Source organism: Ornithinimicrobium carbonis (assembly GCF_977012275.1).
The window spans coordinates 1012276-1028935 of the sequence record NZ_OZ348993.1 but is presented as its reverse complement, the minus strand read 5'-3'; the positions used below and the strand labels follow the sequence as shown (position 1 = coordinate 1028935).

General features: G+C 75.6%; 14 protein-coding genes. 9 read left to right on the top strand and 5 right to left on the bottom strand.

What is annotated here, in order from left to right; translation table 11 throughout:
• Positions 1-4: 4 nt before the first annotated feature.
• Positions 5-910: an NAD(P)/FAD-dependent oxidoreductase gene (locus tag ACWHYA_RS04680; RefSeq protein ID WP_425942858.1), complete on the bottom strand. Its 906-nt coding sequence runs from the start codon at positions 908-910 to the stop codon at positions 5-7.
• 115 nt (positions 911-1025) lie between these two features.
• Here ACWHYA_RS04680 and mgrA point away from each other — a divergent pair, with 115 nt between their 5' ends.
• The 3 genes from mgrA (at position 1026) to ACWHYA_RS04665 (ending at position 3982) form a co-directional block, all read left to right on the top strand.
• Positions 1026-2057, top strand: a complete 1032-nt coding sequence (gene mgrA, locus ACWHYA_RS04675; RefSeq protein WP_425942859.1) for an L-glyceraldehyde 3-phosphate reductase — start codon at positions 1026-1028, stop codon at positions 2055-2057.
• Positions 2058-2096: 39 nt separating this feature from the next.
• On the top strand, positions 2097-3437 hold the full coding sequence (locus ACWHYA_RS04670) for an alpha/beta fold hydrolase (protein ID WP_425942860.1): 1341 nt from the start codon (positions 2097-2099) through the stop codon (positions 3435-3437).
• A gap of 188 nt (positions 3438-3625) precedes the next feature.
• Positions 3626-3982 carry a DsrE family protein gene (locus ACWHYA_RS04665; RefSeq protein ID WP_425942861.1) on the top strand — a complete coding sequence of 119 codons (357 nt, stop codon included), beginning with the start codon at positions 3626-3628 and terminating at the stop codon, positions 3980-3982.
• Between the two features lie 77 nt (positions 3983-4059).
• On the opposite strand, the gene ACWHYA_RS04660 is transcribed toward ACWHYA_RS04665, so the two are convergent.
• A complete protein-coding gene (locus ACWHYA_RS04660; protein ID WP_425942862.1) occupies positions 4060-5496 on the bottom strand; it encodes a hypothetical protein in 1437 nt (478 codons plus the stop codon).
• Positions 5497-5615: 119 nt separating this feature from the next.
• Here ACWHYA_RS04660 and ACWHYA_RS04655 point away from each other — a divergent pair, with 119 nt between their 5' ends.
• The 5 genes from ACWHYA_RS04655 to idi all read left to right on the top strand — a co-directional run bounded on the left by ACWHYA_RS04655 (position 5616) and on the right by idi (position 11286).
• Positions 5616-6266, top strand: coding sequence for a cobalamin B12-binding domain-containing protein (locus ACWHYA_RS04655; protein WP_425942863.1), 651 nt, complete (start codon positions 5616-5618; stop codon positions 6264-6266).
• Between the two features lie 47 nt (positions 6267-6313).
• Entirely contained in the window at positions 6314-6688 is a 375-nt protein-coding gene (locus ACWHYA_RS04650; protein ID WP_425942864.1) for a hypothetical protein, read from the top strand.
• A gap of 88 nt (positions 6689-6776) precedes the next feature.
• Positions 6777-8039 (top strand): glycosyltransferase, encoded by a 1263-nt coding sequence (locus ACWHYA_RS04645; RefSeq protein ID WP_425942865.1) that lies wholly within the window; start codon positions 6777-6779, stop codon positions 8037-8039.
• 42 nt (positions 8040-8081) lie between these two features.
• A complete protein-coding gene (locus ACWHYA_RS04640; RefSeq protein WP_425942866.1) occupies positions 8082-9515 on the top strand; it encodes a glycosyltransferase in 1434 nt (477 codons plus the stop codon).
• Between the two features lie 121 nt (positions 9516-9636).
• Positions 9637-11286: an isopentenyl-diphosphate Delta-isomerase gene (gene idi / locus ACWHYA_RS04635; protein WP_425942867.1), complete on the top strand. Its 1650-nt coding sequence runs from the start codon at positions 9637-9639 to the stop codon at positions 11284-11286.
• On the opposite strand, the gene ACWHYA_RS04630 is transcribed toward idi, so the two are convergent.
• The 3 genes from ACWHYA_RS04630 to ACWHYA_RS04620 form a co-directional block, all read right to left on the bottom strand.
• On the bottom strand, positions 11222-12568 hold the full coding sequence (locus ACWHYA_RS04630) for a cytochrome P450 (RefSeq protein ID WP_425942868.1): 1347 nt from the start codon (positions 12566-12568) through the stop codon (positions 11222-11224). The two genes, idi and ACWHYA_RS04630, sit on opposite strands and share 65 nt — an antisense overlap.
• Positions 12565-14313, bottom strand: coding sequence for an FAD-dependent oxidoreductase (locus ACWHYA_RS04625; protein ID WP_425942869.1), 1749 nt, complete (start codon positions 14311-14313; stop codon positions 12565-12567). The genes ACWHYA_RS04630 and ACWHYA_RS04625 overlap by 4 nt, the downstream gene beginning before the upstream one ends.
• A gap of 118 nt (positions 14314-14431) precedes the next feature.
• Positions 14432-15241 carry a methyltransferase domain-containing protein gene (locus ACWHYA_RS04620; RefSeq protein WP_448095545.1) on the bottom strand — a complete coding sequence of 270 codons (810 nt, stop codon included), beginning with the start codon at positions 15239-15241 and terminating at the stop codon, positions 14432-14434.
• 338 nt (positions 15242-15579) lie between these two features.
• Between ACWHYA_RS04620 and ACWHYA_RS04615 the strand changes: the two genes are divergently transcribed.
• Positions 15580-16659 (top strand): ABC transporter ATP-binding protein, encoded by a 1080-nt coding sequence (locus tag ACWHYA_RS04615; RefSeq protein WP_425942871.1) that lies wholly within the window; start codon positions 15580-15582, stop codon positions 16657-16659.
• Position 16660 lies beyond the last annotated feature (1 nt).

Here is a 16660-nt window from a genome sequence, read left to right as displayed (position 1 = left end):
GGACTCACCCTCCGTCGACGAGGTTGGCCACCACGCAGCCGCCCACCATCGACCCGGCCGCCACGGCCTGGGCGATCGAGGGGACCGGGGTCGCCAGGGCGGGCACGTGGGCCAGGTCGCCGGCGGCGTAGACCCCGGGCAGGCTCGTCCGGCCGTGCTCGTCGACCCGCACCGCGCCGGAGGGGTTCAGCGCCAGCCCCAGCTGCTCGGCGAACGGGGTGGCCTGCACCGACGTCGTGGCCACGAAGATCCCGGCGAGCACGACCGGCTCCCCCTGCGCGAAGACCACCCGGACCTCGTCCCCCAGCCGCTCCAGACGGCATACCTCCTCCGTCCTGACCACCGCCCCGGGGTCCTCGGGGAGCTCGTCGCCGTCGGCCAGCACGAGCACCTCGGAGGCGACGGGCCGCATGATCCGCGCCGTGTGCGCGGCCGCCCCGGCGCCGAGCACGCCCACCCTCCGCCCGGCCAGCTCGTGCCCGTGGCAGAACGGGCACTGCACGACCAGGTCCCCCCACAGCTCGGCCAGGCCGGGGATCGGCGGCAGCTCGTCGCGTACCCCGGTGGCGAGCACGACGCGCGCCGTCCGCAGGTGGGAGCCGTCCTCGAGCTCGACGACGAACGCCGGCTCACCGTCCGCGGTGAGGTCGCGCACCCGGTCGGCCCGCACCTCGCGGACCTCGACCGTGGGGTAGGCGGCCAGCTCCTCCCGGGCGATCCGGCGCAGCTCCGCCGGAGGCGTCCCGTCGCGGGTGATGAGGTTGTGCAGGTGACCCGCGGACGCGTTGCGTCCCTGGCCGTCGTCGAGGAGGACGACCTGCCGGTGGACACGGGCCAGGGTGAGGGTGGCCTGGAGACCGGCGGGACCGCCTCCGACCACGATGACCTCCGGCGTGAGCGTTCCGGCCATGGGTGGATGCTCCTTCGGGTCGGACGCGCGGACCCACCGGACTGTAGGCGCGTCGGGGGCCGCGCGCCCGTCGGACCGGTGAACGCAGCCGCGGCGCCTGCGCGACACTGGGGGTATGACGTACACGCCCGACCCGACCCGTTACGACACGATGCACTACCGCCGGGTGGGCCGTTCCGGCCTGCAGCTGCCGGCGGTCAGCCTGGGCCTGTGGCACAACTTCGGCGACGACGTGATCTTCGAGCGGCAGGAGCAGGTGCTGCGCCGGGCCTTCGACCTGGGGATCACCCACTTCGACCTGGCGAACAACTACGGCCCGCCCTACGGCTCCAGCGAGGAGAACATGGGCCGGCACCTGCGGCGCAGCTTCGCGGGGCTGCGCGACGAGCTGGTCATCTCCACCAAGGCCGGCTGGGACATGTGGCCCGGGCCCTACGGCCAGGTCGGCGGGTCGCGCAAGTACCTGGTCGCCAGCCTCGACCAGTCGCTGCGCCGGCTGGGCCTGGACTACGTCGACATCTTCTACCACCACCGGCCCGACCCCGAGACCCCGCTGGACGAGACGATGGGAGCCCTCGACGCCATCGTGCGCTCTGGCAAGGCGCTCTACGTCGGGATCTCCAGCTACTCCAGCGAGGACACCCGCCGGGCTGCGGCTCTCCTCGAGGACCTCGGCACCCCGCTGCTCATCCACCAGCCCTCCTACTCGATGCTCAACCGCTGGACCGAGGAGGACGCCCTGCTCGACACCCTCGACGAGGTAGGCGCCGGCTGCATCGCCTTCTCCCCGCTGGCCCAGGGGATGCTCACCGACAAGTACCTCCACGGCATCCCCGAGGGTTCCCGGGCAACCCAGGGCAAGAGCCTGTCGACCGACCTGATCTCCGAGGAGACCGTGGAGCACCTGCGGGCGCTGGACGAGATCGCGGGCCGTCGCGGTCAGACGCTGGCGCAGATGGCGCTGGCCTGGACGATGCGCGACGAGCGGATGTCCTCGGTGCTCATCGGCGCCAGCAGTCCCGAGCAGCTCGAGCAGAACGTCGGCGCGCTCGACCGCATCAGCTTCGACGAGGAGGAGCTCGCCCTCATCGACCAGCACGCGGTCGACTCCGGCATCGACCTGTGGCGGGGCGCCCGGGTGGGTTGAGCCTGTTCAGTTCCCTCCCCGCAGGTCTACGCTGCGAGGATGTCGGCGGACCCGACGGGGGCAGCGTCGCAGCAGGTCAGGTTCGCCCGGTCCACGGACGGGGTGACGATCGCGTATGCCGTGCACGGCTCCGGTCCGCCGCTCGTCCTCAACAGCTGCTGGCTCTCGCACCTGGAGTTCGACTGGAGCAGCCCGGTGTGGCGTCACTACCTCGCCGAATTGGGCCGGGTGGCCACGGTGGTCCGGTACGACGAGCGCGGGTTCGGGATGTCCGAGCGCGACGTCACCGACTTCGGGCTCGACCGCCGCGTCGACGACCTCGCGGCCGTGGTGGAGCACGCAGGGCTCGGGCGCTTCGCCCTCATGGCGATGGCGCAGGGCGGACCGGCGGCGATCAGGTATGTCGTGGAGCACCCGGGGCGGGTGACCCGGCTGGTCTGCGCGGACACCTTCGCCGCGCGCTTCCTGCCGCGGTCGGAGGACAACGAGGCGCTCGAGCAGGCCTTCCAGAGCATGATCGCGGCCGGGTGGGACCGCAGCGACCCCACCTTCCGACGGGTGTTCACGCAGATGATGATCCCCGGCGCCAGCGAGGAGCAGATGGTGTGGCTGGACCGGCTGCACCAGACCTCCGCCTCGGCGAGGACGGCGGTGGAGGCGCGACGGCAGCGCAGCTCCGACGACGTCCTCGACCTCCTGCCCTGCATCCGCGTGCCGACGCTGGTCACCCACGGGCAGGAGGACCGGATGATCCGCTTCGAGAACGGCCGACGCCTGGCCGCCGACATCCCCGGCGCCCGGTTCCTCCCGCTGGACACCGGCAACCACATCCTGCTCGAGGACGAGCCGGCCTGGCCGGTGTTCCTGCGCGAGGTCACCGCCTTCCTGGCCGAGGACCGGGGCGTCGTCGCCCGGACGGCTGAGGAGGTCCACGGCACCCACGGCGGACACGGTCGACACGCCGCTGTTTTCCCTGACGCCGACGACGCCGACGACGCCGGTGGCGCCGGTGGACCGGTCGGCCCCGCGGGTGCACGGGAAGATCCTGACCCGGACAGCAGCTCCGCCCGGAAGCGGGAGGTCCTCCACAGCATCTCTGCCCGGGAGCGGGAGGTCCTCCACAGCATCTCTGCCCGGGAGCGGGAGATCCTCCACAGCATCTCTGCCCGGAAGCGGGAGGTCCTCCACAGCCTCTCCGCCCGGGAGCGGGAGGTCCTGGACCTGGCGGCGCAGGGGCTCGACAACCACGAGATCGCCGGCCGGCTGGTGCTCAGCGTGCGCACCGTCGAGCGGCACCTGCAGAACGTGTACCTCAAGCTCGGCGTCGGCGGGCCGAACGCCCGGACCGCGGCCGTCGCCCGCCTGCTGTCCCGACGGTGAGGCAGTCTCGGCAGTGAGGCTGCCGCCGGCGGGGCCTGGCGGTGCGTGCGTGCGCGCATCGACCCCGTGGGGCGGTGGGTCCGTCCCGTCCGGTGGGTTGCGCGTGCGCACCGATGAGGAACCTGCCGGCCGGCTCCTACCGTCGAGGTGTCCGCCAGGGTGGCGGCGCCAGGGCGAAAGGACCCGTCATGAAGGCAGCGATCAGTCTCACCACCGGTCTGGAGGACACCGAGCGGGTCACGGTCGCGTTCCTCGTCGCCGTCGGTGCCGCCGAGGCCGGCCGTCCGACGATGATGTTCCTCACCAAGGAGGCCGCCCGGCTGGCCGTGGAGGGCGTGGCGGTCGCGGTGGCCTGCGACGGCTGCCCGCCGCTGACCACGCTCATGGGGCGGTATGCCGCGGCCGGGGGTCGGATGATCGTGTGCGGCGTCTGCGTCGACGCCAAGAAGCTCGACCCCGAGACGTTCGTTCCGAACGCGGTCAAGGGCGGGACGGTCCAGCTGTGGGAGTGGATCGGGGACGGGGCGACGACGTTCAGCTACTGACGGCTGCCGGGCGGGCCTCGTGCGCAGTCGATCGTGGCCCCGATCAGGGCCATGATCGACTGCGGCAGAACCGCCGGTCAGGCGCTGCGGGCCCGGAACCGGTTGAACGGCAGGTGGGCGGGCAGGTGCACCGCCGGCAGGTGGGCCGGAAGGTGCACCGACCGCACCGACCGCAGCCGCGAGGTCCGCGCCGCCCTGGTCTTCTCCCTGGCCCCGGAGCCGCCGACCCCGTCCACCGCACCGTCGGCCGACGACCCGCCGGCGACAGCCACCGGCCCGGCGGCCCCGTTCGCCGACCCGCCGGCGACGGCCACCGACCCGCCGGCCCCGTTCACCGGCCCGGCGGCCCCGGCCACCGACCCGCCGGCTCCGGCCACCGACCCGCCGGCGACAGCCGCACCGCCCCCCAGCACCTCGTCGAACCACTCTCGCGTGAGGCCGACCGCGACCAGGGCGGTGCCCTTGTGGTCGACCGCCCCGACGTGGACGACCTGGGCCCGGGCCCCGTGGGCGCGCAGCCGCCCGGCCGCCCGGTGGGCGTCCTCGGCGGGGGCGTCGACGTCGCGGCCGCCGACGTAGAACCGCACCGGTGCCGACGTCCCCACGTCCCCCACGCTGTTCTCCGCCAGCCGCCGGGCGAACCACCCCTGGCCGCCGCCGCACAAGTCCTCGACCGTCTCCCGGGTGAGCAGGTGGGTGGGGTCGCGCGGCAGCGCCATCTCCACCTCCAGCGAGCTGCGGGTGCCGTCGAGCAGGATCGGCAGGCGTCGGGCCCAGCGCTCGCGCACCACGTCGTCCAGCGGCTGCCCGTACACCCGCGCGTAGGACATGGCCAGCGCCGCCAGGTACGTCGTGTGGTGCTGCGAGCGTCCGGACAGCACCGCCGGCCCGACGGTCTCCGCCAGCCGGTGCGCGCCCGCCACCGAGGCCACCGCCACCACCTCGAACGGCGCCTCCCGCCGACCCAGCTCGGCGAGCGCGGCCAGCGAGGCGTGGCCGCCCTGGGAGAAGCCCAGCAGGGCCAGCCGCTCGGGCACCCTGGTCCCGACCTCGGTCAGCACCTGCGGCAGCACGTCGAGCAGGTCCGCGACGGCCCGCCCCTCGGTCGGGGCGTGCAGGTAGGGGTGGGGTCCGGGCGAGCTGCCCATCCCGAGGTAGTCGGGCGCCACGAACACGTACCCGGCGCCGGCGAAGGCCAGCGAGGCCATGACGCCCTCGAGCCGGTGCGGCGCCGACGGCACGTGCAGCCGGTGGGTCTGGGTGGCGTGCTGGTAGGACACCACGGCGTGCGGCCGCACCCCCTCCGGCGTCGCCACGAGCCCGGAGGCCAGCGTCGGCCGTCCGTCGACCCCCGTCGTCGGGTAGAGCACCCGGTGCAGCCGGACGCCGTGCCGGGCCCCGAGGCTGGCGAGCCCGAGCGCCCGCAGGGCGAACCGGGCCGCCGGCTGGGGATACCTCCGCAGCCGCGACACGACGGGCAGACCGACCTCGCAGCCGGTCGTGGTGGTGACCATCGAACTCCCCTGACGCGACGTGATCTCGTCAGGGTGACCCTGGTCACACCCCCTGTCAAGAGGGTATGCCGCTGGCGTCCCGGCGCGAGAACCCCGCCCTGGCGTGCGACGATGCCCGGATGCCCTCCCCCGACGCACGTCGCGAGCTCTTCGACGCCCTCGTCGACCTCGACGACGCCGCCGCCACGACCGTCCTGGACCGCGAGCGCGGACGGCGGGGGCTGGACGCGCTGGTCGGGGACCTGGTCGTGCCGGTGATGCGCGAGATCGGTCTGGGCTGGGAGCGTGGCGAGGTCTCGGTGGCCCAGGAGCACCTGGCCACCCAGCTGGTGCGCTCGGCCCTGGACCGGATGTCGGCCGGCTGGGACGGCGGCGACGGGCCGCAGGCCTGGCTGGCCTGCCCTCCGCGCGAGCTGCACGACCTGCCCCTGCTGGCCTACGGGCTGCTGCTCCGTGAGCGTGGCTGGCGGGTCCGCTTCTTCGGTGCGAGCACGCCCCTGCACGACCTGCGACGGTCGGTGCGGGTCCACCGTCCGGAGGTGGTCGTCGTCTCCGGCGACGACCCGGCCCGGCTGCGCGCCAGCCGGGTGGCGCTCGACCTCCTCGCCGGCGACGCGGTCCTGGCCCTCGGCGGCCGCGCGGCCCAGCTCGCCGGTGCCGACCTGCCCGGCAGGGTGCTCCCCCCGGACCTCGTCCTGGCGGCCGACCGGCTGGCCGAGGTGCTCGCCGAGGCGGAGTCCGGCCCTCTCGAGCTGCTCGGGACGGGCTGACCCCCGTCCGGTTTGCTCCGGGGGCCGTCGGGGGGCACGGTGGCCCTATGAGCGAACACACCCCCGAGCACGAGCGCGACCGCGACGAGGACGGTTTCGGCACCGTCGACCGGACCGAGGAGCAGCAGGAGCGGGCCCAGGTCGACCTCGACCAGCCCGAGTCCACCGACGACGTGCCGTGGAGCCCGCCGACCAGCCAGCCGATCCACTCCGAGTTCCCGGACGACCCGGCCGAGGAGACCATCGACCAGCGGATCGCCCAGGAGGAGCCCGAGCTGGGCACGGCCTACGGGGCGCCCGAGCCCGGTGGGGTCCTCGGCGGGGCGGACGACCCGGCGGCCCAGGGTCCGAGCGTGGGCGGCGACGACCCCGACGCCATCCCGGCCGACCAGGACGTCCTGGGCACCGAGTCCGGCCTCTGACGAGATATCACGGACTCTCGTCATAGAACTAGAAAGCCCTAGAGGAGCCGATCGCGTTCTGCTCCTCGCGCTCGGGACCCGGGGCGACGTGGAGCCGTTCGCCCGGCTGGGGGAGGTGCTCCGCACCCAGGGGTATGCCGTCACGGCGGCCGTGCTCGAGGACGGCGCCGACCGCATGGCCCGGGCCGGGGTGACCCCCGCCGTCGTCGGACCGGTGGCCGAGCGGACCATGTGGTCGCCCTCGCCGACTGTCCGACGGGTCGCCCACCTCAACCCCGGTCTCATGTACCTGCAGATGCGCCGCGCCCTGACCCGGCACGCGAAGGCGCTGGCCGAGGGGCTCGCCCCGCTCCTCCTCGGGGACGCCGTCGTCGTCTCCGGCCTGCCCACGGCCCGGCTCGTCCCCCTGCTGCAGGCCCGCGGCGTCCCCGCGCGGCTGGCGCTCATGGCCCCCCTGACGCCCCACCCGACCGGGACCTCGGCCTGGTCCCACCCGTTCACCGAGCTGCTGCCCCGGGCCGTCGAGGTCCCGCGTCAGCGGCTGCTGTGGTGGATGACGACCGGGCTGTCCGCCGCCCTGGCCCGCGAGGTCGCCCGCCGGCTGCCGGGAGCCACCCCGTGGTCCGCCGGGCGTGCCACCCCGCGGCTCGGTCCGGGTGCCACCCGGCCCACTCCGGGTGCCCCCCCGACCGCCGCCCCCACGGCATACCTCCCCCTGCTGGCGACCAGTGCGGCCCTGGACGCCTCGCCCTCGCCGGGGGTCCACCAGGTGGGGTGGTGGGCCGACCCCGCGCCGGTGGACCCCCTGCCGCCGGAGCTCGCCGACCACCTCGAACGGCATCCGGGGTCCGTCCTGCTGGCGCTGGGCAGCATGCCCGCGGACCGCCCCGACCAGCTCGTCGACCGGCTCGCGGAGGTGGCGCGGCGGACCGGTCGTCCCGTGGTCATGCAGATACCCGGGGCGCGCACGGGAGCAAGGGGCACCGTGTTTGTCGTCGGCGAGGTCGACCACCGCGCGCTGCTGCCCCGCGTCGTGGCGGTCGCCCACCACGGCGGCGCCGGGACGACCCACGCCGCCACGGCCGCCGGGCTGCCGCAGGTCGTGGTCCCGCACCTGGGGGACCAGGCCCACTTCGCCCGGCAGGTCCACCGGGCGGGCGTCGGGCCGGCGCCTCTACGGCCGGTGCTCGCGACCGCCCGGACCGTGGCCGACCGGCTGGAGCAGGCGCTCGCCGACCCTGCCTACGGCCGTCGGGCCCGCGCCGCCGCCCAGCTCATGGCGTCCGAGGACGGCCTCGGCGCGACGGCGCAGATCGTCCGCGAGATGGCGGCGGGTGCACCCGCGGGGTGACCGCAGCACCACCCGGGAGGCCCGACCCCCGACAATGGAGGGGTGAGCGGGACGAGAGTGCTGGCGCTGAGCAGCCCGATCTACGCGCACACGCTCAACGCCGTGCCCTTCGTCGAGGGCCTGGCCGCCCGCGGGGCCGAGGTGCACCACGGGGTCGCCACCCCCTGGGTCGCCTCCCGCGCCGTCACCTCCCACGACCTCGTCCACGACACCGGGCCGGTCCCCCCGTTCGTCCCTCCGGGCGGCCGGGTCCGTGACGTCTCGGCCCGCTACGCCTGGCTGGTCGCCGACGCGGCCCTCCGCGTGCGGGCCGTCGAACGCCTCGTCGAGGACCTGCGTCCCGACGTCGTCCTCACCGACTCCCTCGGGTACGCCGGGGCGCTGGCCGCCGAGCGCCTCGGCCTGCCGTGGGTCAGCTTCGGCGACGGCCCCCTCCACTTCCCCGACGAGCTCACCCCGCCGTTCGGCGCCGGCCTGCCCTACCGCACGCCCCGCCCCTGGGTCTGGCGCAACACGGTCGTGCAGGCCGCCAGCCGTCGCCTCGTCATGGGCCGGGCCCAGCAGAGGTATGCCGCGCTCCGCACCTCCCTCGGGCTGGCGCCCCGCGACGTCCCGGTGCTCGAGGCGTGCCTGTCCCCGCTCCTGCACCTGCACTGCGGGGCCCCGGAGCTGGAGTACCCCCGCGCCGAGCTGCCCGACCACGTCCACTTCGTCGGGGCGCTGCGCCCGCCGCAGCCCGCGGGCTGGGTCCGTCCCTCCTGGTGGGACGCGGTCGTGACCGACCACGCCGGCGACCTGGTGCTGGCCACCCAGGGGACCCTTCGCGGCGATCCCGCGGAGGTGCTGGCCCCGACCCTCCGGGCGCTGCAGGCCACCGGCAGGGCCGGCCTGCTGACCACCGGCGCGGGCGACCCGGTCCTGCTCGGCGGGCCGGGGGTGGTCGCCGCCGACCCGGGCGAGGGACGGCGGCCCTCCCGCGCTCCCCACGCGGTGCCCTCCCGCGCCCACGCGGCGTCCTCCCGCGGTCCCCACGCGGTGCCCTCCCGCGCCCACGCGGCGCCCTCCCGCGCCCACGCGGCGCCCTCCCGCGCCCACGCGGCGCCCTCCCGCGCCCCGGCCCCGGTGGCCGTCGAGCAGTTCGTGCCGTACTCCGAGGTGCTGCCCTCCGCCGGCGTCTTCGTCACCAACGGCGGCTGGACCGGGGTCCTGCTCGCCCTGGCCCACGGCGTCCCGGTCCTGCAGGTCGGCAGCACCGAGGAGAAGGCCGACATCGGCCGGCGCGTGGAGTGGGCCGGCGCCGGCGTGCACCTGGGCGCCGCCCGTCCCCGGCCCTCCTCCGTCGCCCGCGCCCTCGCGCGGGTGGAGGGTGCGGCATACCGGGCGGGAGCCCGCCGCGTCGCCGCCTCGCTCGCCACCCGCGACCCGGGCCGGGACGGTGCCGAGCTGGTGCTGCGACTCCTCCGCGCCGGGGGCTGACCGCGGGCTCGCGGACACACCCGCCGGGAGGTCGCCCCGGGGAAGGTTGGACGAGCGGATACAGTCGGATTCCGGGCGCCCGCCCGGACACGGCGACGACGAGGATGCTTCTCGGGTGAGCATGACGACGACTGACCGCGACCACGACCAGGTCGTGCTGGTCGACGAGGACGGCACGGAGACCGGCACCGCCTCCCGCACGGAGGTGCACGGGACCGACACGCCGCTGCACCGTGCCTTCTCGCTCTACCTCTTCGACGACGAGGGCCGCGTGCTGATCACCCGCCGCGCCCTCGACAAGCTCACCTGGCCGGGGGGGTGGACCAACGCCTGCTGCGGGCATCCCCGCCCGGGCGAGGCGCTGGCCGACGCCGTCCGGCGACGCCTCGGCGAGGAGCTCGGCCTGCAGGTCGAGGACCTGCAGCTGGTGCTGCCGGACTTCCGCTACCGCGCCGTCGACGCCAGCGGGATCGTCGAGCACGAGCTGTGCCCGGTCCTCGTCGGCCGCGTCGCCGGCGAGCTGGCGCCCGACCCGGCCGAGGTCTGCGAGCACGCCTGGGTGGCCTGGCCCGACCTGGTCGCCGCCGTGCGCGCCACGCCGCAGGTCTACAGCCCGTGGGCCGCGCTGCAGGTGCCCCAGCTCGACGGCGAGCGGCCGCGCCTGCCCGTCCGTCCGGTCGCGGCCCGGTCGCTCGGCCCGGGCGCCTCGGCCACCCTCGACCGGGTCGACGAGCTCCTGCGCGAGGAGAGCACCTGGGTGGAGCAGGTATGGAGCAGGCTGGCCCCCGCGGGCCCGCCGGACCTCATCGGGAGCCAGGTCGGCGACCTGCCCACCTGGCTGCACGCCCTGCTCGCCGGCGGGGGCAAGCGGATCCGTCCGCAGATGTGCCACTGGGGCTTCGTGGCCTCCGGCGGGGCCCTCGGCAGCCGGTGCCACGACCACGTGGTGCGCGCGGCCGCCGCGCTGGAGACCCTGCACCTGTTCGCGCTGGTGCACGACGACGTCATGGACCAGTCGGCCGAGCGCCGCGGCCGCGCCTCGGCCCACGTGGTCGCCAGCGAGGCCTTCCGGCGCGGCGGCGGCCACGGCGAGGCCGACCGGTTCGGGGAGAACATCGCCGTGCTGCTCGGCGACCTGGCCCACTGCGAGGCCGACCGGATGGTGCACCCGCTGCCGAGCGAGATGCGCGACTACTGGTACGAGCTCAACCTCGAGCTCATCGTCGGCCAGCGGGCCGACCTCACCGGGGCCGCGGCCCGGCGCACCGACCTGGCGCACGCCGAGTCGGTGGCCGCGCTGAAGTCCGGCTCCTACACGATCGAGCGTCCGTTGCAGCTGGGGGCGCTGGCCGCCGGGGCGGACCCCGGGCAGCGGGCCGCGCTGGCGACCTTCGGCTGGCACCTGGGCCGCGCGTTCGCCTGGCGCGACGACGTGCTCGGCGTCTGGGGCGACCACCAGGTCACGGGCAAGCCCTCCGGGGACGACCTGCGGGAGGGCAAGACCACGCTGATCTGGGTGCTCGGCGCCGAGCGCCTCACCGGCGGTGCGGCCGCCGCCATGGAGCGGGTGGGCACCCCGGCGGCCCGCCCCGAGGACGTCCCGCTCATGCAGGAGGCCCTGGTGGAGGCGGGGATCCGGCAGGAGCTGGAGGACCGGATCGCCGAGGAGCTGGCCGTGGCCGAGGACGTGCTGACCGACGCCCCGCTCACGCCCGACGGCGTCGACGGGCTGCGAGCCACCGCCCGGGCGATCGCCTGGCGCGACGTCTGAGGGGCAGGCCGGACCGGAGCCGCCGGGCCCTGCCGAGGAGGCCGCCACCGCTGCCGGGGAGGCGGCCCCCCTCCCCGGAGCCACCGACCCCGCTGCCGAGCGCGAGCCGCATACCCCGCAGCCAGTAGCCCTCGATGAGGTGGTCCCAGCCCAGCTCGGGCTCGTCCACGATCCGGGGCGCCCGGGCCAGCAGCCGCCGCAGGAGCACGTCCGACTCGAGGATCGCCAGCGGCTGGCCGGGGCACTTGTGCGCCCCGTCGCCGAAGGAGAGGACGTAGTCGTTGACCCCCGACGGCAGCGGCCGCCCCGGGCACAGGTCGAGCGGGTCCGCGCCGACGACGTCCGGGTCGGCGTTGGCCGGGCGGACGCAGACGTCGACCAGGTCGCCCTCGCCGATCGTCCACGACTCCCCGCCGTCGGTGATCTCCACCGGCTGGTGCACCCGGCGGTAGATGTGGCCCACGACCGGCTCGAGCCGGATGATCTCGTGCAGGATCGCGAACCGCTCCTCCTGGCCGGCGACGAGGTAGCGCTCGCGCAGCGCGTCGTGCCGCAGCAGGTGCCAGGCGGCCATGACGATGAACTCGCGGGTGGTGACCATCCCGGCCGTGCCGTAGGTGACGCACTCCACGAGGACGCCGGTGGTCGAGTAGCCCTCGTCGAGCAGGTGGCTGATGACGTCGGGCCGGCGCTGCCGTCGGCGCTCGCGCAGGGCCGGGCGGACGTCGGCGAGGTAGAAGCGGGCGACCGGGACGAGGCCGTTGACCGCCGCACGGGCCCACTGCCGGGGCGTGCGGCCCAGGTCGTCGCGGGTGATGTCGAACGGCGGCTGGTTGAAGAACGACTCCAGGCGCCGGGCCATCCGCGGCACGGACGACTCCGTGAGCCCGACGACCTCGGCGGTCACCTCGACCGTGTAGAGCAGCGCGAGCTCGTCGAGGACGCAGCCACCGTCCGCCTCGGCGCCGTCGAGCAGACGTTCGGCGCACTCCTCCATGAGGTCGGTGTAGCGGTCGCCGACGACCTTGGGGGCGAAGAACCGGGCGACCTTGCGCCGCTGGTCGTCGTGCTGGGGCCCGTCGGAGACGAGGATCGGGTGGTGGTCGAGGTAGCCCTGCGGGATCGCCTCGGCGGTGAACCCGGCCTGGGTCGTCGCCCCGCGCGCCCGTAGCACCTGCCGGGCAGCCTCCAGCGAGCGGATCCGCCAGACGTGGCCCTCCCGCTCGACCCGCGGCGTGCTCGCCTCGCCGGGCTTGACGGCCCTGCGGCGGGCGGGGCTCATCGGCCCCGGAGCCCGGGCACCCGGGCCGCGCCCCGGCGCAGCGCCGCCGGCACCCGGGTGGCGCCGTCGCGGAGCAGGCCGGGCACGGTGGCCGCCCCGTCACGTACCGCAGCGGGCAGGTGCGGCCGCCGTCGCAGGATCCCCTCCAGCGGCACGGTCCACACGTCCTCGCCGCGCACGCCCCAGCCCTGCAGCAGGTGGTTGGCGGCCAGCACGCCGGTCACCGCCGCCCGCTCCATGAGGGCGATCGGCCAGTCCACCCGCAGGCCGTCCCCGGCCAGGGCCAGACCGGGGTACGGCGTGTCGACCGTGGGCCGCTGCCGCCAGGGGCCGGTCCCCACCAGGCCGCAGTCGTCCTCGACGACGAGCTCCTCGTGGACGCTCTCCAGCTCGGCCGTCTCGGGGTAGACCTGGTGCAGGGAGGCGAGCAGCCGGGCCCGGACGCGCTCCTCGTCCAGCCCGCCCCGGCCCCCGCCGGCGACGTCGGGGTCGCGGTGCGGGTCCACGGCATACCCGTGCAGCTCCACGACCGACCCGCCGTGCTCGGCGGACCAGTCGGCCGCGCCCTGCTCGAAGCGCTCCAGGACGGTGACGTTGTCGAGCAGGTCGTAGCCGCTCGTACCCAGGAACGCCTCCCGCGACGGCGCGACGAGCCCGTCGCACCACAGCCGAAGGACGACGAACGGTGGGGCGTTGCGCCCGGCCGCCAGCCGCTCGTGCCACGAGCGCTGGGCCCGGCCCAGGGTGCGGTCCTGCGACACCGGCAGGTCGGCCACCAGGGCCCGGGTCGCCCGGGGGTCGGTGGCCAGGACGACGGCGTCGGCGGTCAGCTCGCCGGCGTCGGTGCGCACCGTCCAGGCCCCGCCGTCGTCCCCGCCGTCGTCACCGCCGTCGGCGGTGCCGTCCGGACCGGCCGGCTGCGCGGCATACCCCGAGGGCGGTGCGACCTGCTCGACCCGCTCGCCGGTGCGGATCTGCACCCCGAGCCCGGACAGGTAGCGCCCCAGCGGCGCCCACAGGGCGGTGTCGTAGTCGTCGTCCGGCACGTCGAAGAGCAGGCCCTCGGAGGAGCCGGTGAAGTAGGTGTGGAACATCCCGACCAGCTCCCCGGCGCCGAACTCGCTCGGGTGGGCGAAGAAGGAGCGGGCGAAGACCTCCAGGGCCAGGTGCCGCGCGCCGTCGGGGAAGCGCAGCCGGTCGAGGAAGTCCTGCGCGGACTCGCCGTCGTAGCGCTCGTGGCTCTCCGGGTAGGAGACGTTGACCAGCTCCAGCGCGCTCGGGATGTGCACCGACGGCAGCGCGGACACCGGGAACGTGGGGCTGCGCAGGACGAAGGTGACCAGGTTGGCCGGCGGGGTCGCGGGCAGCTTCGCGAAGCTGTCGGTCAGCCCGTCGCCGCGGCGCAGCGGGTAGTCCGGCACCGGCACGAGGTGGTCCAGCTCGGGGTCGACGCGGCGCAGGAGGGCGCGGAGCGTGTAGTACTGCCGGAAGAAGGCGTGGAAGCCGCGGCTCATCGTCCGCCCGTCCTGCGTCGGCCAGGCGCGCACCCGCCCGCCCAGCTGCTCGCAGGCCTCGACGAGGGTGACGCGCGCGCCGCGCTCGGCGAGCACGACGGCCGCCGCGATCCCGGCGATGCCGCCGCCGACGACGACCACGTGCCGCTCGTCCGTCAGGCGGGGGGCGCCGTCGGGGCCCGGGTGCAGGACGGCGTGCGGGTCGCGGCCGGGAGGGGTTCGGTCGTTCATGGCGGCTCCAGGTGCTGCGGGTGGTCGGGGTGGGCCGGGGAGGCGTGGACGGGGTGGGCCGGGAGGGTGCTCGCGGCGCGGTCGCGGCGTGACCGCGGCGCGGGTCTGTCCGGACGGCCTAGCCGGGCCGGCGCGCGAGGACGGTGTGCAGGATGCCGCGCTGCCAGCCGCCGGCGGTGGACCAGGACACGTCGGTGAACCCGGCGCGCGTGAGCCGGCCGGTCAGCTCGGCGGTGCTGTCGTTGTCCAGGACGCTGCGCCACAGGTAGCGGTAGATCGTCGGGTTGCCCCTCACCGCGACCGCCAGCGGCATGACCACGCCCCAGCACACGAGCGTCCACACGGCGCTCGCGACCCGGTCGCCCTTGACGTGGTAGTCCTGCAGCGCCACCCATCCGCCCGGACGCACCTGGTCGCCGATCGCACGGACCACGGCGTCGCGCTGGTGCTCGGGCACGTTGCGCATCAGGTATGCCGCGAACGCCCCGTCCGCGGGCCCGGCCAGCTCCCGGTCGGCCACCTCGGGCAGGTCCTGGGCCACGGCGTGCACGAAGGAGACGCCCGGCGGCCAGTCTTTGCCGCGGGCCTGGGCGAGCATGCCCTCCGAGGCGTCCAGCCCGACGATCCGCACGCCCGGGCCGGTGGCCTGCAGGAGCGCCTCGGTGGACAGGCCCGAGCCGCAGCCCAGGTCCCAGAGGGTGAGCGCAGGAGCGGCCGGCCCGTCGACGGGCGTCGCCGCCGGGCCACCCTCGTCCTCGGCCCCCCGGGCTCCGGCGGCGGCACGGACCGTCCCCCGCAGCCGGGCGACCAGCCCGGTCGCCGCGTCGCGCAGCGCGCGGTGGTAGCCCGGGTTCAGCCTGGTCAGCAGGTCGTAGCGGTCGGCGGCCCGGTCGAACTGCTCGGCGAGCTCCATCGCCGCGGCCTTCACCGGCGCGGCACGATCAGGAAGGGGTAGCGGTCCACGCCGTCAGCCTAGTCGCGGCCCGGTGCACGCCCCGCGCCGCCCGGGCAGCCACCCGTGCGGTCGGGTGCACGCCCGGCGCCGCCCGGGCAGCCTAGTCGCGGCCGGGCAGCCACCCGCGGCTGCCCGCCCCCACGCCACGGACCACCGTGCACCGCTGTCGTGTCACGCCGGTCGTCCTGGCGACCGGCGTGACACGACGGCGCGGTACATCGGTTGGTCCTTCGCACCGTGACGGGTCGCACACCCAGGACGGGACGTCTGTCACTGCCGGACGGGCGCCCCCGGGGCATAGCGTGATCGTCATGACCACCTCCTCGTCCGGGACCGCCGCGGAACGTCGCCCGACCGCCGCGGACCGTCGCCCGACCGCGGCGGACCGTCGCCCGACCGCCGCGGGTCCTGCACCCGCCCCGGTCGTGGGCGGCACGGCGCAGCCTCCGGCCACCTCTCTTGTCCTGCAGGTGGACGGCCTCGTCCGGGCCTACGGCGACCTGCGGGCCGTCGACGGCGTCTCCCTGCAGGTGGCGCCGGGTGAGACGTTCGGGCTGCTCGGCCCCAACGGCGCCGGCAAGACGACGACCATCCTCATGATCGCCGGGCTGCTGCGCCCCGACGCCGGCAGCGTCCACGTCGCCGGGACGGACATGGCCGACGACCCGATCCGCGCCAAGGGCCACCTGGGCCTCGTCCCCCAGGAGCTGGCGATCTACCCCGAGCTGTCCGCCCGCGACAACCTGCGCTTCTTCGGCCGGCTCCAGGGGCTGCGCGGCGCCCGCCTGAAGACCCGCGTCGAGGAGGTGCTCGAGCTGGTCGGCCTGGAGGACCGGTCCACCAAGCCGAGCAAGACCTTCTCCGGCGGCATGAAGCGCCGGCTCAACATCGGCATCGGCCTGCTGCACGAACCGACCCTGCTCATCCTCGACGAGCCGACCGTCGGCGTGGACCCCCAGTCCCGCAACGCGATCCTGGAGTCGGTCGCCACGCTGACCGACGCCGGGATGGCGGTGCTCTACACGACGCACTACATGGAGGAGGCCGAGCGCCTCTGCGACCGGATCGCCATCATGGACGGCGGGCGCGTGCAGGCCCAGGGCACCCGGGACGAGCTCGTCGAGCTGGTGGGCGACGCCGACGTCGTCGTCCTCGCGGGCGGGGGCGACCTGGCCGCCGCCGAGGCCGCGGTGGACCGCATACCCGCCGTGCAGCGGGTGGTCCACGACCCCCACGGGCTGCGCCTGACCGTCCGGGGGGCGCCGACCGCGATCGCCGGGATCGTCACCGCGGCGAGCGGTGCGGGCATGAGCTTGCACGACGTCCAGATCACCCGCCCCGACCTGGAGTCGGTCTTCCTGCACCTCACCGGCCGGGCGCTGAGGGACTGAC